This window comes from Sphingobacterium anhuiense, assembly GCF_042686355.1.
Classification (GTDB): domain Bacteria; phylum Bacteroidota; class Bacteroidia; order Sphingobacteriales; family Sphingobacteriaceae; genus Sphingobacterium; species Sphingobacterium anhuiense.
In genome coordinates, this window is the sequence record NZ_JBHUPE010000007.1 from 329028 (window position 1) to 349764 (window position 20737).

Below are 20737 nucleotides of genomic sequence, written 5' to 3' on the forward strand. Positions count from 1 at the left end.
GAGATAATTTTCTAATCTGAATAAATAATGAATAAAACCTTGCGGCTATTTTTAGGGATATTCTTCCTCTTGAATATACTAGGCATATCAGAAATTATGGCTCAATCTGTCTCTGCGACGATAAAAATTGACCTCAAACCTTTTTTATCCATAGCTATTCTATCTGAAAACAAGGAGCAAAACCCTGGTGTACAAGAACATAACTATACTCCATTACAAATAACTTCTACAGGTCCATATCAATTGGTGATGAGAAGCAGTAACGGTCAAGAAATGAGCAATATAGTCATTCCAAAAATATCAGATAATGCACGCACAATGATTACAGTTCGTCAATGTTCATCAGCAAGAGATCAAAATGCCTACTCAAATAACACGATATCCAAAAGCGGAGGAACGTTTAACATAGGTCTTATTGATGATAGAGCGGCAGAAAGACCTTTAATTATTTCGGTTACTTCGCTGTGATTATTTTTTGAATGAAACTGACACAATCCTAAGCAAGTCTCCATTCAATTCAACATTTAATGCAAATTTTAAAACACCAAAGCTATAATTATGAAGATTCAAATGGAAAAAGATCAAGAAAAATTACCCAATGTAGCCAATTTCTATACCTTTATAAATAAGCTTTTAAATGCGCTATTTTATGATCAATCCATCATCAACCGAAAGATGCAGGAGGTTGATACTATTCTTAAAAATGAAAACATACAATTAACCGGAAAAGCCTTTTTCACAATAATACATACACTCGGATTAGATCTAGCGCTCATATGTCAACATTATTTTAAAGATATGCCTATTATCCGATTGAAATATCCGGAATATGAAATTAAAAAGCTATCTGATTTATTTTTGAAGACCAATATAAATATTACGGCATCAACACATATAGAAGAATCACCATTAAGCGAAATATTTAATAAAAATTATGACCATCTTCTGGCCTATGAAGTATATGCTTTAGCTATTGCCGTTGGAATAGAAACACCTATTCTTTTTGATTATCTATATGGCAAGAAAAAGAAGAAGCTCATATTGAGATTTGAAATTATCGATCATGGAATGAATAGTAAAGAGAAGATCAATTCACTACCTGATCACGAAATAATTCCAGTAGACTTACCTGTCCAGAAGTTTATCCGTAAAAAAAACATATCTAGAGAACAAAAAGGACAGCTCTACAGTATCCTTGACTATATGATCAACTATACAGATTTTTTTCTCACAGATCGTACTGCCGTAGAAATTACAAAGGAAATTGAAAATAATTATCAGTATTTTAAATCTCCCTTAAATATCAATAATTTGATGAATAAATTCGTGGGCACAGAATTGAATAGGATCAAAATAAATACGATTAAAACTAATGGAGAGATCTCAAAAAAAGAAAAATTCATCTATACCAAAGCCTCTAAAAAACGTGAGGCAATAAACGAAGTCGTTCGTTATATTAAACCTGAAGATCGGTCACGAGTAGTTAAGTTTACTAATTATAAGAACACCAGACTAAAAAACGATAAAGAAAAGGAAAAGGCAGAAATGGAAGCAATAGATAAATTGTATGAACTTATTGCGAATAACCCTGGTCAACCATTGTCTTTTTATTTAACAATATCGAATATCAAAGTACGTACCCTTGAATTCCAGCTCCAAAAACTAATGAATGCAGGTAGATTGGAGTATCGCGACACAACTAAACCTGCCTCATATTGGCCAATGAGCAGGAACGACTGAAATCACCTTCTCACCCCCTCCTAACAATCCTCCACACTTTGTGGAAAAAATAACCGGACCACAGTACCTTTTCCTATAGCACTGGAAAGGTTGATCGTGCCGCCCATAAATTCCATTAGATCTTTTACCAATGATAATCCAATTCCTGATCCTACTATATGTGACGAATTGCTACCCCGAACTTCCATGAGTAATACTTTGGTCAATTCATCTTCAGGAATACCAATTCCATTATCCTCAAAAATGTAAACAATACCTTGATCTGTCTCTTCACTATCAATATGCAGATATGCCCCTTTACTGTTGGCAAATTTCACAGCATTACCAATCAGATTAACAAAAATCTGATATACCGCACCACTGTCTGCATTTAAAGAATAAAGATGTCCCAACTGAAATTCGATCTGTTGTTCTGGAAAATTCAGCTTCACTTCATTAATCCATTCTCCGATCTTTTTATCGACTTCGACACAATCAGCCATATTTTTTGACCCACGTACTTTATTAAGCTGTAAAGTCTGGTTGATGATGGATTCAATATTCTGTATGGATTCAGAAAAGTTTTTATACCATCTTTTAGCCACGTGAACTGAAAGATTTTCATTTTTAAGCAGAAAATCATTGCCCATCTTGAGAACAGAGAGTGGATTCTTAAGATCATGTGAGAGGGTACTGGCCAAACGGTCCAATTTATAACTTAAAGAAAGCTCCTCACGCTGTCTTTCCATTCGGTTATTAGCCAATTTTCTTTCGGTCACATCACTTGCCGTGTGCAATATCGCGTAAGTCTCTCCCTTCTCATCAAGTATCGCTTTATACTCAAAGTCGAAATAACGTTTGATTTTTTTGTCTCCAACAACAATTGTGGCTGCAACTTCGGTAGCATTATAAGTAATCCCTGTCTTCCAAACATTTTTAAGTATAGAACAAAAACCTTCCTGTACAAAATTTGGGAAACAGGCGCATAAGGTTCTTCCAATGATGGACTCATCAGCACACCAAATATCCAGCATACCCTGATTAGCATAAGCAATATTCAACTCACCATTATTATAAATAGCGGTTGCTTGGGGCGAATGGTGTAGCACCGACAAAATATAGCTATCAAAAGCGATCATTGATGGAGGCGAAAAAAGTGAACAAAAAATGCATATATCGTATTCAAAAGAAACTTTTATCGCAAGAGCAAGATTTAGTGACATCACTCAGCCTTGGTATTTTTAAGTACCCAAAGCAGCATAAAACCGAATCACATTCACCAATACAGAACGATGGGACAAAATTATATAAATATAATATTAAAAAAACAAAAAATCAGTCGCTTTTCTACCTAAATTTCATCTCAACAAGAGATGTGGTTTGATTTTTGTATCAAAGGTTTGATTTTTGTATATAACTTTTCATAATATTGCCATCGCATTTAGTATTATCTGAATAAGATCGCAAATAGCAGGTTTTGTAGCTAGAGAAGCAAACAATTTCTTTTGTGAAATCTTTTATATAAAAACGGTGAATAATACGTTTTACATAAGAGCGTTCACGAACTGAAGTCGTAATCAATTTAAATACATTTATAACAACAAAAACTATGAGTAAGAAAAAAGACAATTCGAAATGGTTAAATGTCGCCATCTCTTGGGGAGCGAGTATTGTCATCATCGGTGTACTGTTCAAGATTCTCCACATCGGCGGTTCCTATGCCAATTACATGATCGGAATCGGATTAGGAGTTGAAGCCTTCTTATTTTTTCTAATGGGTCTCAACCCTCCTGCACCAGAACCAGATTGGAGCCGCGTATATCCAGAATTGGATGAAAACTATACCGGTGAACTACCTACCAGAAGTGCAACTGTCGTGAATACACCTGCGGGACCATCTGCTACTGTAGCACTTGACAAAATGTTTGCAGATGCTCATATTGACGAGACAAGTATTGGCAATTTAGGAAGAGGATTACGTGATTTCAGCGAGAAAATGTCTGCGATCAATAAAATCTCAGATGTTTCCTTGGCAACAGAAGATTTCACACAAAAGCTGAAATTGGCAACATCCAAATTCGACAGCATGAGTGTTGCTTTTGAGCAGGCTTCTGCTAACTTGGTACAGATGTCCAATTCATCTGCAGATACTGCCAGCTACCACGAACAGGTGAATAAGCTGACCACAAACCTGCAACAATTAAATGGTATGTACGAGCGTGAGCTACAGGATTCTGCTACGCACTTAAAATCGATGAACCAGTTTTATGAAAATTTAAGTTATACGATGCAAAACTTCAATGAGTCATTGGATGATTCTAAAGCATTCAAAGAAGAAGTTGGTAAGCTGGCAAAAAACCTAAACGCTTTAAATGCGATCTATGGCAATATGTTGAGTGCCATGAACCAACCGCGTGTTTAATTCATCCATGTATAATCTAAATCAATAAAAATGGCATTAGGAAGAGAGACACCAAGACAGAGAATGATCAGCATTCTTTATCTGGTACTGCTTGCATTACTTGCATTGAATGTGCCCGATACGATCTTGGATGCATTTAAAAACATCAACAATAGCCTCGAATCATCTCGCTCAAATGTCAACACTGCCGTACAGCAATTGTTTTCGGCATTTGAAAGCACCAAATTAAAGGAAGAGCCTGCTCGTGCAAAACCGATCTACGATAAAGCTAAAAAAGCACAGGCGATCATCGGAGAACTGAACACCTATATCAGCTCACTAAAAGAAGATTTCACCAAGCAAGGTGGCGGTATTGATCCTGAAAAAGGAGATCTTGTTAAAAGAGAAAACGAAGACATCTCCGTTAACATGATGATCAATGAGAAAAAAGGAACCGTCTTAAAGGATAAGATCAATGAAACAAGAGCGAAGCTCCTCGCTTTATTGACTCCTGAAGAACAAAAAAGTGTTTCCTTTTCATTGGAAGCAAAGGATCCTGAAAAATCTGTCAACGGCAAGAAAAGCTGGGAAGAAATCAATTTCGGAAGTGGCACTCCCCTAACAGCCGCGATGACTATTTTGACCAAAATCCAGACCGATGCTCAAAATGCAGAATCGGATATGGTGAAATTAATCTTAGGCAAAATGGATCAGGCGGTTGTGAATCTGGATAAATTTGCCGCAGTGGCTGTTGCTCCAACATCGTACTTAGTACAGGGACAACCCTATAAAGCAGAAGTATTTTTAACCGCTTCAGATTCTAAATCACAACCAGCCATCAGTGTCAATGGTTCTCCATTACAGATTGTTGATGGAAAAGGAGTGTACAATGTATCGACAAGCAAGGAAGGTATCTTCTCTTGGACCGGAGTTGTGCAGGTGAAACAAACGGATGGTTCGATGAAGGAATACCGTACAGCGACACAGACCTATCAGGTGGCACGCCCTTCGGCAGTTGTATCACCGGACAAGATGAATGTGCTTTACATTGGTGTTGATAACCCATTATCCGTTTCTGCTGCAGGAACACCAACAGATAAGGTGAAAGTTAGCATGACAGGCGGTAGCCTTTCAGGATCGGGTGGTAAATATAATGCCCGCGTTTCCTCTCCAGGTACTGCGCGCATTTCTATTAGTGCTGAAGTAGCACCGGGCAAAATGCAGACCTTGAGTACCACCGAATTCCGTGTTAAACGTATTCCAGATCCAATTGCAAAATTTGCCGGTAAAACAGGTGGCAGCATGGCTACCGTAGCCCTTAAAGCACAGAATGCAATCTTTGCGAAACTGGACAACTTTGACTTTGATGCGAACTTTAAGGTGACTAAATTTACGATGATCATTGCTAAGCCACGTGCCGATGCAATTGTATTATCAACTTCTGGCAATCAATTGAGTTCAAGCATGGCATCTGCCTTAAACGGTATCACACCGGGCACAAGGGTTATCTTTGATAACATTGTTGCTGTAGGTCCAGATGGAACATCAAGACAGTTAAATGCAGTAGCATTAACAGCGAACTAAAGAAACTAATACCTACCTATTTACACATGCCTTCTCCTTAATCGGGGGAGGCTTTTTTATGATAATCTTTTACCGCTTGATAGTATCAAATGATACTATCCGAACACGAACTATTTCAAAAAAAGGCTGTAACTTTTTACAGTTGCAACCTTTTCTATTTTATTCAAAGTCTAATTAATATTGATTTTTACGAATTTACTTTTTATTCGTCATTAGAATATATTTATAACAAAGCTTTAGCAAGCTCATTTTATAAAATATGAAGATAGCTAAAGCTGTTCAACTTCTTCTATAGAAAGCCCCGTGGCTTTAGAAATTTTTTCAATCGAAATGTCCATTTTTTTCAAATTAATGGCCGTCTCAATAGCTTTTTTTCGCTCACCTTCAATCTTTCCTTCAATCTTTCCTTCAATCTTTCCTTCAATCACTCCTTGAGCATGACCAGATATTCTACCTGCCTTCAACGCTGAATTAAATACACTCTCAGCATCACGCTTATGTTTCAAACTTGCTTCGTATGACATGAGATCCTCCTCTGTTAATTTACCTATCTCTCCTATTTCAAAGATAAGGCCAAATATCCTTTTATCCAAAAAATACGGCAATTTATCCATGGTGCTCAAGTGTTTAAGTAGATACAACCACTGATCCATGACACTATTCAGTTCATTTGGCTTCTTTGTAAAAGACGGAAGGGAAACCATTTTATATCCCAGCTTGTCATAAAAAACTTCATGCGTATACTTATCGCATAATGCGACATCATAAAAGTAGCGACTTTCCGTCTCATGAACAGGTAGAGCAGATTTAATTCCATCCATTCTAAATTCTAATATACCGATGAAATAAACTTCAGGAAGAAAATAATCGTTGCCTTTTTTACCTCGTGCCAGCTGTTTATTGATCAATCGAGAAGTATAATACACTGCTCTATCTTTAAAGAATTCTTGAAATAGTTGTTGCATCTCTACAATAAAGTACTCGCCATTACTCCCCTTACAAAGCAGATCAAAGACAACACGACGCATATCCTGATGATCTCCATCATGTTCAACCGCTTTATAACTCAAATCAGAAATTACTTTTTGCCCCTCAAATAAACTGTTAAGAAATTCAATCAATAAAATTTTATTTTCTTCTCGACCAAAATAAAATTTCCACCCAAAGTCTGTATTAGGGTCAACGTATTTACCAAGATGTCGATTTGACTTCGCCATAATTATTAAGTATTGGTTATAAGGCAAATATAATTATAAAAAATCTAAAATACTAATTTATTTAGCATTTTAGATTTTTTACAACAGAGCCGTACCTAACCGTACGGCTCTATTATTATCATCCTACTCGCGTTTCCTGAGCTTCCCTAATAGTCTACTCGTCACAAAACTCACCACTGTCCCAACCGCAGCGAGGAGTGCTGTCTGAAAAAGATCACCAAAGGAGAAACTTGCCCATATGGAGCAGATCGTACCTCCAAGTGCCGAAATTCGGATATCATTTAGTTTCATTCCTGATCTCCTTTCCAGTTTCCAGATCATATTTTACGGTGGGACCTGGAGGTTTTATAGTACCGGCAACATCATCTTCTGTACCATCCAAAAGGCCATTTGAAGAGCGTGCTTGCGCATTATTTTTCGCTCCTACTTCTTCATCTTCTACCATAACAGACTCAATAATACCCATTCCAAGTCCGATGTATTTAAGGATATTCAACACTTTAACAGGTAACTTCACCGGCGCCAGCAAGATGATCTGTATAGCACCGCCTATTTTTTTTATAATTTTTTTCATTGTTTTTTTTAAAAGGTTAGAAAGCTAGAGGTTAGTTAGTTAGTTAGTTAGTTAAACCTTTCTCACTTACTAACCTTCTCACTCTCTAACATCATTACTAGATTACTCCGTCACTGTGTCTAGCATTTGGTTATCAACTTGCACACAAACTGCATCATATGCCATTTTGTCGATCAGCATTTTGTATAAAGAGATATATGCTTTCTTCGATTTTCGTAATTCATAGTCACCATCGATCAATTCATAACTGTTACCGACCAGGATGCAACCAGAAGTATCACCAATATTATTTCCGATATGGATATAGACATAGCTATAATTAGGAATTCCTTCGATTTCGACCATGCCCTTGTGAAACTCTGGAAACAGGCGTTTATACCGGGCATTCATGGCACCATAGGCATTCAAAATCAGAGAGTATTGACCAGTTGGAATTGCCGTTTCCTCTTTGATTTTCACATCGCGAATGGCATCTTCTAGTGCATAACAGATGAATTCTCCATCGACAAAAATGTAAGACAGGGTACTTTGCTTCCCCTGTCTCGCTCGTACTACTTTTATCATCTATCGAACCAGTATACTTGCCGCATCGCTCCAGTCACCAGTACCCTGCGTGTTGACCGCACGTACTTGCACTTCGTAAAATTTACCGATTTCCAGAGGAGCAATGATATTGCCGCGCGATGATGTCGTTGTAAAACGATCGCCCCACAACTGCTCAAAATCATCACGGATACGGTAGCGGTATTCATAGATGGTTGCTATTTTCTGCGGAGCAAATTCCAGTTTTACCTGTCCCGACTGGCGGCCATCCGAAAGCCTCACATTATCGATTTTAAGCGGTACCTGATTACCGAACGATGCGCTGTTCGTTGGAAATCCGGAACTCAGCAAGGTTGAAAGATGCCCCTGCGCCACGCCGTTTACATAATAACCCAACTGTTGCAGTGCAACAATTAAAGGTTCCCGGCTTTCATTTTTAAGCGCAGTATCTTCGGGCGATCCTCTTTTTCTAGATACCGCAAGTTTGGTGATAAAATCTTCCAAAATTGACTCCAGATCTAGGAGATCAGGCGTCGGATTTGGGTATTTGGGATTTCCGGTCATTGCACCGATTATTGTTCTGCAGGACATCACCAATTCATCGTCTCTCATTTTTGCAAACCCGATCAGGGCCTTCATTTTTGTTGCCATAATGTTTCATTTAATTACTTGAATAAACTATTCTAACCCATTAGTCTATTCGCTTAAAAACCTGTTAATTAATACATTAAATATTCCTCGCGAGCTTATTTAATAAGACAAACATATCTTGATACCGACCGAAAATGAAGTTTTGAGCTAGATTGAGTCGTATTGATTTCATTTGATCTTATTTGATATAAGCATTTCAAAAAAAGGCATGTTTCGCACTATGGCGCAGCATATCTGGCAACTATAACAGCGGCATCGCTCAAGAGAAAAAGTGTAATGTCGCCCGTCCATCGTATTATTTTACAAGAGCGTCTGATTTCCCTACCCGTCATTTTCATTTTTTCCATCCGCGCCATCGGCACCTCATGGATAAATTGATTATTACCAAGATCAACATGATACTGGCGGGGCATTAAATGAAATTGTCTGTTAGAAATGCAGATTTGCTGTGTAAGTGGAGCATTTCCCCCTGTTGCGAAATAGGTAAAGCCACCGTCATTGACCATGTGCCATAGCGCGAAACGGCAGCTTTAAACTTTACCCTTTATGCGGCTTCGTTCCATAGCCTCGGTCAGATCCTCTTCAAAGTAGCGGTCATCACCGGTCAGCGTCATCGGTTTAAGCAGACCTTCCTTCACCCGTCTTTTATAGGTGGAGAGGCTTATATTCAGGTAACGCATCACATCAAGGTGTGTCCAAAGCTTGCGTTCAGACAGCGACCTAGTTTCGGCTTTTTTGCCTCGTGAAGCAGCGGTGAGTAGAGAGAGCAGTTTACAGATCAGTAGTAAAGCTTCTGTTAGTTTTTCAATTTTATCAATAAGTGTATGTAATAAGATACTTAAATGCATGGTCTATTGAGTTAAGACCATCAGCGTACAGGTAGGGCAATTTCCTAAACCTAGAAAGCAAAAAAAAGTTCAAAGGTCCGCCAAGCCCCTAAAAACAATGGAAATATCCCAACGGGATGGTAAAGTTTATAATTACCTTTAAGATAATAATTATCCAGAAATTTATGCTCGCGGGATGACCAAATTATGCAACTGCCACAATAATGATACTTATGAGCTCAGTGTAGCTCATGTTACTACAGTAACAATAAACAACTATCTTTCGCTTAGAATAGGGCCTCTCAATTGTCGGCAATGAGCACATTCATTTAGTAATTAGGATCATGCTTAGCCAAGAAAGCAGCAACAGCCTCTTTTCCTAGTTTGCTGACAGAAAAAAGCTCCTTACCTACTATCAGATATTCTCCTTGATAAGCCTCCACATGGTTCATATTTAAAATGACGGACTGATTGATGCGAATCAGATTTTCTAGAAACGAATATTTTTTCTTGAATGCCTCAACAGTAAGTGCGGTTCTTGCCAGTTCTACAAGCTGACCATTTATATTGGGCCCATATGCATAAATGTAATTCCCTGATTTCTTAAAGTACCTGATATCATCAATCTTGACCTGTCTTAGACTCCGTCTTTTCTTACCTCTAGCCTGAGGTTGTGAAACAGGGATCTCATCCATCATAAGGTACCCTAATAAGGATTTATTCATAAAATAATTTTATATAACTGAAAAATTAATTATTAAACCAAATATAATAAATATTATAATAAATAGAATATTTATTATGGAATGAGCGATACACAAGTACTGTTTGCTCCCTACACGAAATTACTGATCTTGCATGTCAAAATTTCTTAATTAAGATGAGATACAATTGTCCTCAATTCGACAGCCACATTACTTTTATTGTTATATCTGAAGGGTATATCGGCATCAATATCGTATCCAAACCGTTGATGCTGATTAGGATTCTGTTGCCATTTATCAGTCCCCTCCCAATCTCAGTCTTACTATATTTTACACCATGTTTATTTCGTTTCAAGCACTACACCCGGAACTATCCATTATTGAATATCGCCAAGCCAAAAATAAAACCTCTTGAACGCTCCAAGCCAAAGCGGCAGGTGCCCATCGCGAAAGAGACAGTCAATACAACGAAAGGAGGTACGAAGTAACGCAGTAATCTAACATTCTAATCACTTAACCTTCTAACTCTAACCACTTAACCTTCTAACTCTCTAACCACTTAACCTTCTAACTCTGTAACCAACTAACAACCAAAACAATGAAAAACGCTACAATTTTACATCAACAGGCCATAGAGCTCCTGCTAAAGCATTGGAGTAAGTATGCTAAAATAAAAAAATCACATTTCAACTGGCTTTTAAACAATAGCACCTATCATCGACTTTCTACCAGGGGAGTTTTATATGAAGCAGGAAGCCGAGACAAATTTGTCTTTATTGTTTGTGACGGATTGATTGCCCGTATTTATGAAGATGAAGAATCTGAAAAAACTAAAATCTTTTCCGTCGCGCTTCCTGGAATGGCCCTGATGACAACAGAGCATCTCTACTCAGACAGTCCCAGTCAGGGACATATCGTTGGTATAAGACCTAGCCATATTCTTGCATTGCCCTATGCCACGGTACATAAACACAAGAAAAAAGATGCTAAAGTAGAGACTTTAGTCGATGTCCTCAACAGTAAAAAGAAAAAGCAGCTGGTGCAGCTACGCCGTTTGTCACTCATCCTAAATCCATCAGAGCGTTACCTCAGTTTTTACACACACATGCCAATTTTAAGAGCTATCCTTTCACAACGAGAAATTGCGATGCTTTTATCGATCTCGCGCAGTACAATCCAGCGTGCAAATCGACGAATTCTTTAAAAGCTTCATAAATGAATCTAGTAATAATAAAAACCAAGCAAAATATGTAGCAGTAGTGCATCCAGCTGACCTCAACATAATTCTACAAATTTGAAATATAAACAGATGCGGTATTCAACTGCCTTCAGAAGTTCTAAAAAATAAGAAGAATAGAACTTAGAAAGTGGTATTACCTCTCGGAATTGCAACATACCAGATATACAGATTCCATTGCGGAATTAATAGTACGAAAAGAGCATTTGCCGAGACATAATAAACCAACAGTTGGGATTGTTACTGTCTATTAAAAAAAGACGTATGAGAACATTATTAAAAAGAGCCATCGGCGCAACAAGTGTGTGTGCCCTGGCAGTAGGAATGGTATTAGGAGCAAATGCCTTTACGAAAAATGAGAACAACAAAGTCAGCGAAGAGAAAAAAGCGGAAACAATGCTAACATTTGAGTACAAAGCACCGTTAGGATCACTCACTCCTTATTCTGATGCAAACGTTAAAAATCCATCGAATTGGAAAGAAGCATCAGAACAATGTCCAAGTCCTGCTACTGAAGAAATTCCGTGTTCGATCCGAGTACCAGAAAGTCACACATTAGGTACACCTGGAACTAACGCGACCATTGACCCTGCCCAAGTCAGTATTCAAACAACAAACGTTGCAATTAATCAATTTAAAGTTGCAGCCCCAACAGGTTCATCCGGATATTCAGATCCAGTAAACCGCGAATTAAATTAATTTTTCACCTTTAAGTAAGACAAGAAGCCCCCAAAAGGAGCTTCTTGTTTTTTATTTAATAAAAGGTTTTAAATCGGTAGGTATAGGTACTACCAGATCAGTATTCGGCTTTAGCAGGTATTCATTTCCATTAATTTTTCGTTTGATTGAAATATTGTGCCCCTCCTTATTCAGACGTTTGATATCTATGAAACGAAGACCACGAAATAACAGTTCTTTGCGTCGCTCCAATAAAATAATCTTTAAAGCTTCAGATTCATTACTGCCTTGTAAAGCAATAAAAGGAACCGTGTGATCAAATCGATATTTCAATAAGTGATTGAGATCCTCCATCCCTCCCTGTACATCGTTCAGACGAACTCTACATTCTGCCTGAATCAAAAATAATTCATTTAATGCCAAGCCTGTAAACATCCGATTTCCTGCATAACTTCCCTTAAATGCAAAATACTGATCCATGTTTCGGAAAAATGCCTTTTTACGCAAATCGTTAGGTAAATAACTCTGAACAAGTAAAGTATCGATACGACCACCTCTGCTACTTATATACATATTCCCTTGAAAACCGTTCATTTCTGAATAAAAGATAGTTTCCTTATTGTATTTTTCAAATGAAAAAGTTTGTGTCGACGATATACCATCAGCAGGATTATTATAGTCCATCAAGTCCGATTTTATATCCAGCGCCTCTTCTGCATGTTTCAAAGCAAGGTCATATTTGCGCATAGATAAATATATTCGAGCCAGCAAAGCATGCCCGGCTTGCTTAGAAGGTTGAGTTGGAATAACGGCAACAGATGGCAGGAACACAATAGCTTGCTTCGCATCCTCGATAATTTTAGCATAACAATCAGCCACACTCGCTCTGATACTTGGCGTATTAAAATCCGTATCCAATTTTAAAACGATGCCTACATCCTGCATAGCTGTCGACTCGTCGTAAACAGATGCAAAAGCCCAAACCAGTTGCTGAAAGTAATAAGCTCTGTAAAAAAGAGATTCACCCGCTATACGATCATATCGTATTTTGTTTTCATCATTACGTCCAATCTTTTGTAACCCCTCTAAACAAAAATTGGCATTATAAATTGGGCGATATGCTGCTGACCAATCATTAGCATGATTATAAAGATCTATTTTCCAAACGTACATATTTTGGAAATTTGCATCTGTAGTTTCATACTTACTGGGCAACATAAAATAATCATCCGACCAGTTTTCGATCATAGACGGAGTTGTTTCATTTGTCATTGTAACATGATCATTCAGCAAGGCCTGTAATTGTTCCAATGTAGTAGGAACTTCGATCCGATTATCACTTTTAACATCAAGATATTCCGAACAACCAATAAACAAAAAAAGAGTTAATGTTATCCCGATTATTAATAATTGTATTTTCTTCATTATTTAATCATTTTAGGATTAGAAACTAACATTTAAGCCCACAGTAGTAGTCTTTCCCATTCTAGGCACATACGGATAATCAGGATCAATACCATGCTTATTCGCCCGCCAAAGAATACCAAGATTGGCCATATTCACAAAAAGACGTGTGCTTTTAGGTAAATATTTACGCTTTGATTGTATTTGATAGGATAGATTAACAAACTGCAAGCGAACATGGTCAGCCTTTTCAACCAGCAGATCACTAAGTGCATATATTTCATCCCTACCTTCGACCACCGTGGGAAAAATAAAAGATGGAACTTGTGTTTTCAGCTCATCTCCGACATGTTGCCATCGATCTGCATAATCTGCATGACCACCACCACCATTAATCAATGCAGCATAAACAATTGAATTACGTCTAAAATAATAACCTGCCCGATAAGTAATATTGAAAGATAACGACAGGTTTTTATAGCTCATCTCATTCATCCATGAACCAAAATAGGCAGGTGTGGTATTACCGATATATCGCGCACTATTTCCATCTACTCCATTTTTCAAAACATGATCCCGGATTCCCACATAATCGCTACTTAGCTCACCGTTAAGATAACCCTGCGGATTGCCTTCAGCATCCAAGCCTCCCCATCGGTAAGCTGCTATCGCATACAAAGGCATCCCTTCAATAGGCGTGATCAAACTTCCATCCGAACCGATGATCCTGCTAATATCAGATTCTCCGGACGCGGAAATCAAATGATACTTCTTGACTACAGCCTTATTATAATTGAAAATCAGTGTACTGATCCAGCTCACATTCTTCTTTACGGGTACTACACGCAATTGTATATCGATCCCTTTACCTGACAAGTCTGCTGCATTCATCACAATAGTGGGCAAAACGCCCCAAGTAGTATAATCAAAAGGACTAGGACCATACAGATCAGTTGACTCCTTCAGATAATACTCCAAGCTTCCAGAAAAACGATTTTTCCAAGCTCTGAAGTCTACACCAAAATTTAATTGTTCTACCTGCTCCCAACGTAGCGAAGGATTGTTTAAAGTTCCAATATTAGCTATAGGCAAACTTCCCAGTTCTGGCGGTCCATTAGAAAATCCTGCAACAGGCAATGCCGAACGCCTCAGATCTACATTTCCAGAGTAACCCAATGTGGTTCTTAACTTTAGATATTCGATAAAATTAGATTTAAAGAACGGTTCTTTCGAAAGCTCATAACCCAGACCCGCAGACCATAAAGGTTTCCATTTGTCATTCGTACTCACACCATAGATATTAGATCCATCTTTGCGAAAAGAGCCACTTATACTATAGCGATCACGGAAACTGTAATAAGCATTACCATAAAGACTTACAAAACGATTAATGATATCGGGATACAAGTTAGGCGCGCCCGGAATTGTAGTCTGTCCCGAAGGGCGCAATCTTTTGCGCGTGATATAATCAACTGTTGTAAATGCTAATGGATCTTCTTTATAGCCATAAAACCGATAACTATCTCCAGAAGACCGCACTTCACGGGTTTCGAAACCCAGCATGCCGTTCAATTTATGGGTGTTCCACGATCTGTTGTAATCAGATTGCAAACGAAATTGCTGCGAATTAATTTCGCTTTTATTACGTTGTAACATCGCTCCACGAGGAATTGGGTAGCTAACATCTCCAGTTTTTTCATTTATCTGTGCATACCGATTAATCAGATCACGCATGGCATAACTTTCTTGATCAAAGAAATTTTCACCATTATTAAGTTGCCGTTGGTATTGATACGAACCTGTTAATTTTAAATCTGCAATAGGTACAACCTGCACGTTGACCCCTCCTATCATTTCTTGGATTTTGTTAGCACTTGGTTGCAATGCCATCTCTTTCCCTGGATAATAATTCCAATCCAGCAATCGTCCCTGGCCCACAGTATCCAGATAGAGCGTATTGTACTTATTATAAACGGGAACAGCTTCTCCATTTTCATTTATTAACATGGTATAAGGCACGCCGCCTCTATTTCCAAAGCGACCTAGATCTGCTATACTAACCTTTGCTCCATTTACAACATGACGGTCATTCAACATTGCATCAACACCAACTGTGAGCCATTTAGACACTTTCATCGTATTTGATAGCCGTAAGTTGATGCGATCATTTTGCGTTCCACTACCCTTACTTTTATTCAGACTACCCGAAAATGTCCAACTGTGCTTATCCGCACCTCCACTAAAGCTCGCATTGTACTGCTGAGTTTTATCCCTCTCATAAAACAACTGTTGATATTGATCAAGCAGATCTACATTTTCATAGCGCTTTATCTGCATTTCGGCTTCTTCAGCAGTCAGAAAACCTTTATCTCGACGATTCAGTATATCCACTACAGGAGTCAATGCTATACGGGCACTACCATTGATATCGTTATTAAAATTACCTCTATCGTAGAGCATACGCTCCACAGCAATATAATCGACGTTGCTCATTCCCCTTAGCGGAGATAAGTCCGGAAGCCCATTAATCGTCAGGTTACCGCTCAAACTCACTCGCACCGGTTGATTGAATTTACCTTTTTTGGTTGTGATAACAATAACCCCGTTACCACCACGGGCACCATAAATAGACGTTGCAGAAGCATCTTTTAAGATCGTTACATTTTCGACCTCATCAGGATTGATATTCTCTATATCCCCTTCGTACACAAAATTGTCTAATACGATCAAAGGATCCAACGGTCCGTTGATTGTACTATAACCTCTTATGTTAATACCCGTTTTATTTTGTGGGTTCACATTTCGTTTCCCCACCTGAAAGGTTAGCCCATTGGTCATACCATTGAGTCGTTGCAGAATATTGGTTCCCGTTTGCATATTCAGGGCCTTATTATCGATAACGACAACAGATCCATTAACCTCATTGGGTTTTAATTGTTGGTACCCCGTATTGATTTCCACTTCCTCCAATTGATTGAATGAGGGTTGGAGTGAAATCTCAATCGACTTATTTGCAGTTGTAATCGGATAGCGTAAACTTTGATAACCCACTGAACTAATAAATAAGGTATCTTGAAGGATTACAGATATTGAAAAGATACCTTTAGCATCACTTCCAACGGAGATTTGAGACCTTAAATTCCTAACCGTTACATTCTCTACCGCAGCATTATTCGCATCTACTATCTTGCCTTTCACTGTAAAAATCCGTTCCTGCCCTATAACGCCACAACAAATCAAAAGCAACAGGCTTAGCATTACATAATTTTTCATAATCTTACAAGCTAAACATGTTACAATCGACCTTTATACACCGCATGTGCTGGTATAGTCATTATCTTTCCAGAAAGTATTCCCCTATATTCTTCTTCAGACAATTTTTCGGCGTCCGAAATACCAAATAATCTTCCATTTTTAATCCATACCGAAGGACCTAAATAAGTTTTTTCTCCCAAGAACAATGCCTTCAATATGGCCATCGACGCACCGATCACCTGAACACTCCGATACCCTTTCCTTCGCGCTTCTAACATCGCTTTATGCGGATAATAATTTGTGTACACTCCCAATAAATTGAGACTAAATTCTTGCTCTTCCACCCTTTTCTCCCATTTGTTCATCGATTTGATACAAGGAGGACAGCTTTCTGACCAAAAATCAAGTATCAGCCATTCTTTGTCCATTTCACTTCGCAGCGTGAGCGTATCGCGACCAAAATCATCGTTTGTCACCCAAAGAGGCAAATCCAAGATTTCATCACTTAACATATCACCAGCTTGTAACTGATTTATCTTCGTATAATCAACTTTATACCGTGCCGAAGGATATTTCACAAAATTCGCTTTCGGATATCTTGTCAACTCTCGTGGATCAACAAAATTCTGCACTTGAACCGCTTCATAAAACTTATAATTGTGCACTATTTTGACCAGTCCATTTACTTGGCCCATATCCTGCCCTCTCCCCTCTTGATAACCTACCAACAGCATCACCATCATCATCTTCCCAACCAACAGAAAACCTTCGCCCCCAGACCGCATCAACTTTTGGAGATAGCTCCAGAGCTTGCTTATATATTTTATATGTATTTTAATCATATTTTTAGACATAATGTGTCCATACTCCATTTCATACCGAGGGAGACTTGATTCTAAAGTCTTTTTTTAGCCCTCGGTAGAAAGGGGATCGATAAACACTGAAACTTTACTTTTAATTGCTCTCCGCTAATATTGGATAAGTCTTCCCTACTTTAGCCCCTATTTTCGTTTTCATGATCATAGTGGGCTGTTTTTCCCAAATAAGCTCGATTGATTCACCTTTATCTGTCATAAAAGACCTACTGTCTTTCACGACCGAAAGATTCTCGATATGTACTTCCAGTTGAAAGTGATCGTTCAGGTCGTTCAATATCCGCTGACTATACTGCTCTCTTTCCGTATCGGCAGGTACGGTGAGCTCATAGTCGTAAAAATCATTACTGGCAGACACCTGCTCCCGATCATTATTGGTTCTTTGCCGTACCAACTTGGATTTATCTTGACCGTGCACGATAATGTGTTCCGTCGGAAAACTCAACGGCAATCCCACTGCAAATAAATAGCATTCATAAATAGCCATATTCACCAGTGATATGCGGAGCACATCCTTGCGTTCATCACGAACCACCGCGCTGTATGATTCGTGCTCCTTTTTAGAAGCAATCACATACGAATAGTAGCGATCTTTCGGGCGCTCGTCAGTTCTATCTTTAAGTCGGTTGCGGACTGGCTCTTTTGTCGATTCCACGACTCGCTTTTTAAAAGCTCCTTCCGGTAAAAGGCTTATCATAACAGGTTTTTTGAGGATTGGAATACGTTTTTTAGACTGGTACGAAAACATTTCTTCCTCTGGGGACAGCGCATAGCTTTCCCTTTTGCTATTTTTTAGCATTCGATTAAGTCTTACGTTAAGCATATTTTAGCAGGCTGGACTCTAGAAATCCAGCAACCTGCTATTAACAGCTTAACAGTTAAAAAATAAGATGGAAAAAATGCAATAATATGTCTTCAGTACGTATTAAAATTTTTCTTCGTGATTGCATTTTATATAATTCGAATAAAAACCGATTCATATTATACAGAAAATCTATACTAATAAAAGCTTAATCGTTGTTTAGCAATAAAATATTCGTTACTTTTAATGTGTGAAATTTTAAGGAATCGAAATTCTATTGCTTTTGCGCTGATTGTGAAGCTATGAATCGGTAAAACCAACAAGGGATCGGACAGTTAAAATGGTTATTTATTATTATCGCCATTATTCATTGCCCATCACAGGTAGATACGCCCTTTTGGTTTTAATGGAATACAAGCTATTCCGGTTGTCGGAGCTTGTTTTTTATCAACGCATTAATAGCGCTATGCCCTGCCCGATCCTGGATCGGCAGACGTAAAAATAGATTTTTTGATTCTTTTCTTTTCATCATTATTTGGTTACTAAAACATTGGTTAATGAAAATAAAGTCTCGTGCGGAAGGAAGTGAAGGCTTATATAAGAAGAAGGCTCCACTATTTTCAACCGGCAGTGAGGCACGACGAAGAGCCCTTGACATGGTATCCAATAGGGAAGCCTTCCCCTTTTTTGTAAATATACAAAAAGATGAGGGGGCAGCAAGCCCTACGGTCTCATATCATTTGAAAATTCGTCGTTTCCACTTCCGAGACTCCAACCAAAACAAATTGATTGCTAAACAAATATATAAAAATTAATCAAAATAACGAGCATACACAGTTTATTTTTCAAATAAAAATCACAAATGATTGATTATAAGCAATATAATTTAAAAGAGTTTAAGTTGTTTATCCAAAAAATTTTAGATAAGAAATATAAAGGGAAACTTATATATTCTGAAATAAAGGATAAAATAGATGTAATTTTAAAAAATGAAACATCCAGACTTAGTGCACTTTCATTTTTTAAAACATTATTGATAATAAACGAAGATTTAGATAAATCTTGTAAAGCATTTTTTAAAGGGCATCCAGCATTTATATTAAAAACCTTACAACAAAATTCAAATAAATTAGACAATCTCTTTTCTCCTCTTTTAAATTCTAAAGCAGAATTAAGTAAAGCATGCGCTATTAAAGAGACCCGATTGAGCGAACTTTTTCAAAAGAGATTCGACGAATTATATGCGTATGAAGCTTTTGGGCTTAGCATTGCTGTAGGTATTAACCCATCTAAACTCTTCGAATACTTCTACGGTGATGGAGAGCGTCCTATTATAGGATTGCCTAGTTCTTCTGACGAAAAATAAAATGAGGGAAAGGAAAGAGCTTGATGGATGGTATGATTGATTAGAAAAATAACAGTTTTCATAGAGCTTATAAATTGTACATGAGTCGGAGTATGTACGTTTATGAATATAAAAAGATAATTAGGTATTTATTTTTAAACTGTTAGAACGATATACCTGGGGAGGAAGATTTTAAAAAGAGTCCTCAGAAAGTTGTTAACTTTCTGAGGACTCTGAAAAATAGACATCAATAGTCATTATAATAACTTGGAATATAAAGCATGTATCAACTGACCTACATAAATAGCGCTAATTTTAAAAATTAAATTTTGAAAAATAATCTAAAATTCTTTAACGCTTTTTTATAGTATAATAAGAAATAACTGTTGGTGACACGATATTTTTATTCACTAAAAATTTCTGTTTTGATGAAATAACGATATTTTGTTCATTATTATCAAAACTTATATCAGTTGGATTTTTATATGTATAAAAGTTTCCATTACCTGAGATTCTTTTGGTTAAAGACATCGTACTTTCAACACCTTTACTAAGGAAATATCCATAAAATTGATTCTGCACTACCTTATAAGCAATTATATCATAATTCATTTCAGAAGCTTTCTCTATCGGATACACCAATACACTTTTATTAATAACTGGCTCCACCCATAAAATATTTATATACGATGTATCATCAATATCTTTTATTTCAACAAGAGATTCTTTTAATTGCGGTATTTCCTTAAGAATATTTTCCACTATACCATCTTTATTAAAGTCATACTGCTCGCTTGTTCTAACAGAGTCTAAAAGATAAATATTATCTCTCTGTGAAGTCACCTGTTTATTATCAGATTTTTCACAAGCAAAAAGAACAATAAGCGACATCGGAATTAAAAATCTCTTCATCTTTTATTT

The 20737-nt window shown here is 37.5% G+C and carries 23 protein-coding genes; 9 read left to right on the forward strand and 14 right to left on the reverse strand.

Features of this window, described 5'->3' with window-relative positions; translation table 11 throughout:
* Positions 1 to 96: 96 nt before the first annotated feature.
* Complete coding sequence (locus tag ACFS6I_RS17985) at positions 97 to 468, forward strand: hypothetical protein (RefSeq protein WP_380922681.1); 372 nt, start codon at positions 97 to 99, stop codon at positions 466 to 468.
* Positions 469 to 558: 90 nt separating this feature from the next.
* Entirely contained in the window at positions 559 to 1740 is a 1182-nt protein-coding gene (locus ACFS6I_RS17990) for a hypothetical protein (RefSeq protein WP_380922683.1), read from the forward strand.
* Positions 1741 to 1760: 20 nt separating this feature from the next.
* On the opposite strand, the gene ACFS6I_RS17995 is transcribed toward ACFS6I_RS17990, so the two are convergent.
* Positions 1761 to 2858: a sensor histidine kinase gene (locus ACFS6I_RS17995; RefSeq protein ID WP_380922684.1), complete on the reverse strand. Its 1098-nt coding sequence runs from the start codon at positions 2856 to 2858 to the stop codon at positions 1761 to 1763.
* Positions 2859 to 3328: 470 nt separating this feature from the next.
* Here ACFS6I_RS17995 and porL point away from each other — a divergent pair, with 470 nt between their 5' ends.
* Both porL and porM read left to right on the forward strand, forming a co-directional pair.
* Positions 3329 to 4141, forward strand: a complete 813-nt coding sequence (gene porL / locus ACFS6I_RS18000) for a type IX secretion system motor protein PorL/GldL (RefSeq protein WP_380922686.1) — start codon at positions 3329 to 3331, stop codon at positions 4139 to 4141.
* A 30-nt stretch (positions 4142 to 4171) separates the two neighbouring features.
* Positions 4172 to 5704, forward strand: a complete 1533-nt coding sequence (porM, locus tag ACFS6I_RS18005; protein WP_380922688.1) for a type IX secretion system motor protein PorM/GldM — start codon at positions 4172 to 4174, stop codon at positions 5702 to 5704.
* A gap of 269 nt (positions 5705 to 5973) precedes the next feature.
* Here porM and ACFS6I_RS18010 read toward each other — a convergent pair whose 3' ends face one another.
* The 8 genes from ACFS6I_RS18010 to ACFS6I_RS18045 form a co-directional block, all read right to left on the reverse strand.
* Positions 5974 to 6921, reverse strand: coding sequence for an Rpn family recombination-promoting nuclease/putative transposase (locus tag ACFS6I_RS18010; RefSeq protein WP_380922690.1), 948 nt, complete (start codon positions 6919 to 6921; stop codon positions 5974 to 5976).
* A 123-nt stretch (positions 6922 to 7044) separates the two neighbouring features.
* Positions 7045 to 7212: a hypothetical protein gene (locus ACFS6I_RS18015; protein WP_380922692.1), complete on the reverse strand. Its 168-nt coding sequence runs from the start codon at positions 7210 to 7212 to the stop codon at positions 7045 to 7047.
* Positions 7199 to 7495, reverse strand: a complete 297-nt coding sequence (locus ACFS6I_RS18020) for a hypothetical protein (protein WP_380922694.1) — start codon at positions 7493 to 7495, stop codon at positions 7199 to 7201. Before ACFS6I_RS18020 ends, ACFS6I_RS18015 begins: the two co-directional genes overlap by 14 nt.
* A 102-nt stretch (positions 7496 to 7597) precedes the next feature.
* Positions 7598 to 8059, reverse strand: a complete 462-nt coding sequence (locus ACFS6I_RS18025; protein ID WP_380922696.1) for a DUF5675 family protein — start codon at positions 8057 to 8059, stop codon at positions 7598 to 7600.
* Positions 8060 to 8629, reverse strand: coding sequence for a fibronectin type III domain-containing protein (locus ACFS6I_RS18030; RefSeq protein WP_380922698.1), 570 nt, complete (start codon positions 8627 to 8629; stop codon positions 8060 to 8062).
* A 278-nt stretch (positions 8630 to 8907) separates the two neighbouring features.
* Positions 8908 to 9195: a hypothetical protein gene (locus ACFS6I_RS18035; RefSeq protein ID WP_380922699.1), complete on the reverse strand. Its 288-nt coding sequence runs from the start codon at positions 9193 to 9195 to the stop codon at positions 8908 to 8910.
* Positions 9196 to 9219: 24 nt separating this feature from the next.
* Positions 9220 to 9537, reverse strand: coding sequence for a hypothetical protein (locus ACFS6I_RS18040; protein WP_380922701.1), 318 nt, complete (start codon positions 9535 to 9537; stop codon positions 9220 to 9222).
* A 308-nt stretch (positions 9538 to 9845) separates the two neighbouring features.
* Complete coding sequence (locus ACFS6I_RS18045) at positions 9846 to 10241, reverse strand: LytTR family transcriptional regulator DNA-binding domain-containing protein (RefSeq protein WP_380922703.1); 396 nt, start codon at positions 10239 to 10241, stop codon at positions 9846 to 9848.
* 155 nt (positions 10242 to 10396) lie between these two features.
* Here ACFS6I_RS18045 and ACFS6I_RS18050 point away from each other — a divergent pair, with 155 nt between their 5' ends.
* The 3 genes from ACFS6I_RS18050 to ACFS6I_RS18060 all read left to right on the forward strand — a co-directional run bounded on the left by ACFS6I_RS18050 (position 10397) and on the right by ACFS6I_RS18060 (position 12156).
* On the forward strand, positions 10397 to 10708 hold the full coding sequence (locus ACFS6I_RS18050; RefSeq protein WP_380922705.1) for a hypothetical protein: 312 nt from the start codon (positions 10397 to 10399) through the stop codon (positions 10706 to 10708).
* Positions 10709 to 10818: 110 nt separating this feature from the next.
* Positions 10819 to 11424: a Crp/Fnr family transcriptional regulator gene (locus tag ACFS6I_RS18055; protein WP_380922707.1), complete on the forward strand. Its 606-nt coding sequence runs from the start codon at positions 10819 to 10821 to the stop codon at positions 11422 to 11424.
* Between the two features lie 264 nt (positions 11425 to 11688).
* Positions 11689 to 12156 carry a hypothetical protein gene (locus ACFS6I_RS18060; RefSeq protein WP_380922709.1) on the forward strand — a complete coding sequence of 156 codons (468 nt, stop codon included), beginning with the start codon at positions 11689 to 11691 and terminating at the stop codon, positions 12154 to 12156.
* Positions 12157 to 12207: 51 nt separating this feature from the next.
* Here the strand turns inward: ACFS6I_RS18060 and ACFS6I_RS18065 are convergent, their stop codons facing one another.
* The 4 genes from ACFS6I_RS18065 to ACFS6I_RS18080 form a co-directional block, all read right to left on the reverse strand.
* Positions 12208 to 13560: a RagB/SusD family nutrient uptake outer membrane protein gene (locus tag ACFS6I_RS18065; protein ID WP_380922711.1), complete on the reverse strand. Its 1353-nt coding sequence runs from the start codon at positions 13558 to 13560 to the stop codon at positions 12208 to 12210.
* An 18-nt stretch (positions 13561 to 13578) separates the two neighbouring features.
* Complete coding sequence (locus tag ACFS6I_RS18070) at positions 13579 to 16812, reverse strand: SusC/RagA family TonB-linked outer membrane protein (protein WP_380922713.1); 3234 nt, start codon at positions 16810 to 16812, stop codon at positions 13579 to 13581.
* Positions 16813 to 16832: 20 nt separating this feature from the next.
* Entirely contained in the window at positions 16833 to 17636 is an 804-nt protein-coding gene (locus ACFS6I_RS18075) for a TlpA family protein disulfide reductase (RefSeq protein WP_380922715.1), read from the reverse strand.
* Positions 17637 to 17748: 112 nt separating this feature from the next.
* The gene (locus ACFS6I_RS18080) at positions 17749 to 18417 is read right to left on the reverse strand and encodes a hypothetical protein (RefSeq protein WP_380922717.1); all 669 of its coding nucleotides are present in this window, start codon (positions 18415 to 18417) and stop codon (positions 17749 to 17751) included.
* Positions 18418 to 19028: 611 nt separating this feature from the next.
* Between ACFS6I_RS18080 and ACFS6I_RS18085 the strand changes: the two genes are divergently transcribed.
* Both ACFS6I_RS18085 and ACFS6I_RS18090 read left to right on the forward strand, forming a co-directional pair.
* A complete protein-coding gene (locus ACFS6I_RS18085) occupies positions 19029 to 19286 on the forward strand; it encodes a hypothetical protein (protein ID WP_380922719.1) in 258 nt (85 codons plus the stop codon).
* Between the two features lie 47 nt (positions 19287 to 19333).
* Positions 19334 to 19837, forward strand: a complete 504-nt coding sequence (locus ACFS6I_RS18090; protein ID WP_380922721.1) for a hypothetical protein — start codon at positions 19334 to 19336, stop codon at positions 19835 to 19837.
* A gap of 330 nt (positions 19838 to 20167) precedes the next feature.
* On the opposite strand, the gene ACFS6I_RS18095 is transcribed toward ACFS6I_RS18090, so the two are convergent.
* Positions 20168 to 20728, reverse strand: coding sequence for a hypothetical protein (locus ACFS6I_RS18095; RefSeq protein ID WP_380922723.1), 561 nt, complete (start codon positions 20726 to 20728; stop codon positions 20168 to 20170).
* Positions 20729 to 20737: the final 9 nt, after the last annotated feature.

Bases quoted from the DNA above. Each gene is read 5' to 3' on its own strand.
- ACFS6I_RS17985 (WP_380922681.1), top strand. From the start codon at position 97: ATGGCTCAATCTGTCTCTGCGACGATAAAAATTGACCTCAAACCTTTT.
- ACFS6I_RS17990 (WP_380922683.1), top strand. From the start codon at position 559: ATGAAGATTCAAATGGAAAAAGATCAAGAAAAATTACCCAATGTAGCC.
- ACFS6I_RS17995 (WP_380922684.1), bottom strand. From the start codon at position 2,858: ATGATCGCTTTTGATAGCTATATTTTGTCGGTGCTACACCATTCGCCC.
- porL (WP_380922686.1), top strand. From the start codon at position 3,329: ATGAGTAAGAAAAAAGACAATTCGAAATGGTTAAATGTCGCCATCTCT.
- porM (WP_380922688.1), top strand. From the start codon at position 4,172: ATGGCATTAGGAAGAGAGACACCAAGACAGAGAATGATCAGCATTCTT.
- ACFS6I_RS18010 (WP_380922690.1), bottom strand. From the start codon at position 6,921: ATGGCGAAGTCAAATCGACATCTTGGTAAATACGTTGACCCTAATACA.
- ACFS6I_RS18015 (WP_380922692.1), bottom strand. From the start codon at position 7,212: ATGAAACTAAATGATATCCGAATTTCGGCACTTGGAGGTACGATCTGC.
- ACFS6I_RS18020 (WP_380922694.1), bottom strand. From the start codon at position 7,495: ATGAAAAAAATTATAAAAAAAATAGGCGGTGCTATACAGATCATCTTG.
- ACFS6I_RS18025 (WP_380922696.1), bottom strand. From the start codon at position 8,059: ATGATAAAAGTAGTACGAGCGAGACAGGGGAAGCAAAGTACCCTGTCT.
- ACFS6I_RS18030 (WP_380922698.1), bottom strand. From the start codon at position 8,629: ATGTCCTGCAGAACAATAATCGGTGCAATGACCGGAAATCCCAAATAC.
- ACFS6I_RS18035 (WP_380922699.1), bottom strand. From the start codon at position 9,195: ATGGTCAATGACGGTGGCTTTACCTATTTCGCAACAGGGGGAAATGCT.
- ACFS6I_RS18040 (WP_380922701.1), bottom strand. From the start codon at position 9,537: ATGCATTTAAGTATCTTATTACATACACTTATTGATAAAATTGAAAAA.
- ACFS6I_RS18045 (WP_380922703.1), bottom strand. From the start codon at position 10,241: ATGAATAAATCCTTATTAGGGTACCTTATGATGGATGAGATCCCTGTT.
- ACFS6I_RS18050 (WP_380922705.1), top strand. From the start codon at position 10,397: ATGAGATACAATTGTCCTCAATTCGACAGCCACATTACTTTTATTGTT.
- ACFS6I_RS18055 (WP_380922707.1), top strand. From the start codon at position 10,819: ATGAAAAACGCTACAATTTTACATCAACAGGCCATAGAGCTCCTGCTA.
- ACFS6I_RS18065 (WP_380922711.1), bottom strand. From the start codon at position 13,560: ATGAAGAAAATACAATTATTAATAATCGGGATAACATTAACTCTTTTT.
- ACFS6I_RS18070 (WP_380922713.1), bottom strand. From the start codon at position 16,812: ATGAAAAATTATGTAATGCTAAGCCTGTTGCTTTTGATTTGTTGTGGC.
- ACFS6I_RS18075 (WP_380922715.1), bottom strand. From the start codon at position 17,636: ATGATTAAAATACATATAAAATATATAAGCAAGCTCTGGAGCTATCTC.
- ACFS6I_RS18080 (WP_380922717.1), bottom strand. From the start codon at position 18,417: ATGTTTTCGTACCAGTCTAAAAAACGTATTCCAATCCTCAAAAAACCT.
- ACFS6I_RS18085 (WP_380922719.1), top strand. From the start codon at position 19,029: ATGAAAATAAAGTCTCGTGCGGAAGGAAGTGAAGGCTTATATAAGAAG.
- ACFS6I_RS18090 (WP_380922721.1), top strand. From the start codon at position 19,334: ATGATTGATTATAAGCAATATAATTTAAAAGAGTTTAAGTTGTTTATC.
- ACFS6I_RS18095 (WP_380922723.1), bottom strand. From the start codon at position 20,728: ATGAAGAGATTTTTAATTCCGATGTCGCTTATTGTTCTTTTTGCTTGT.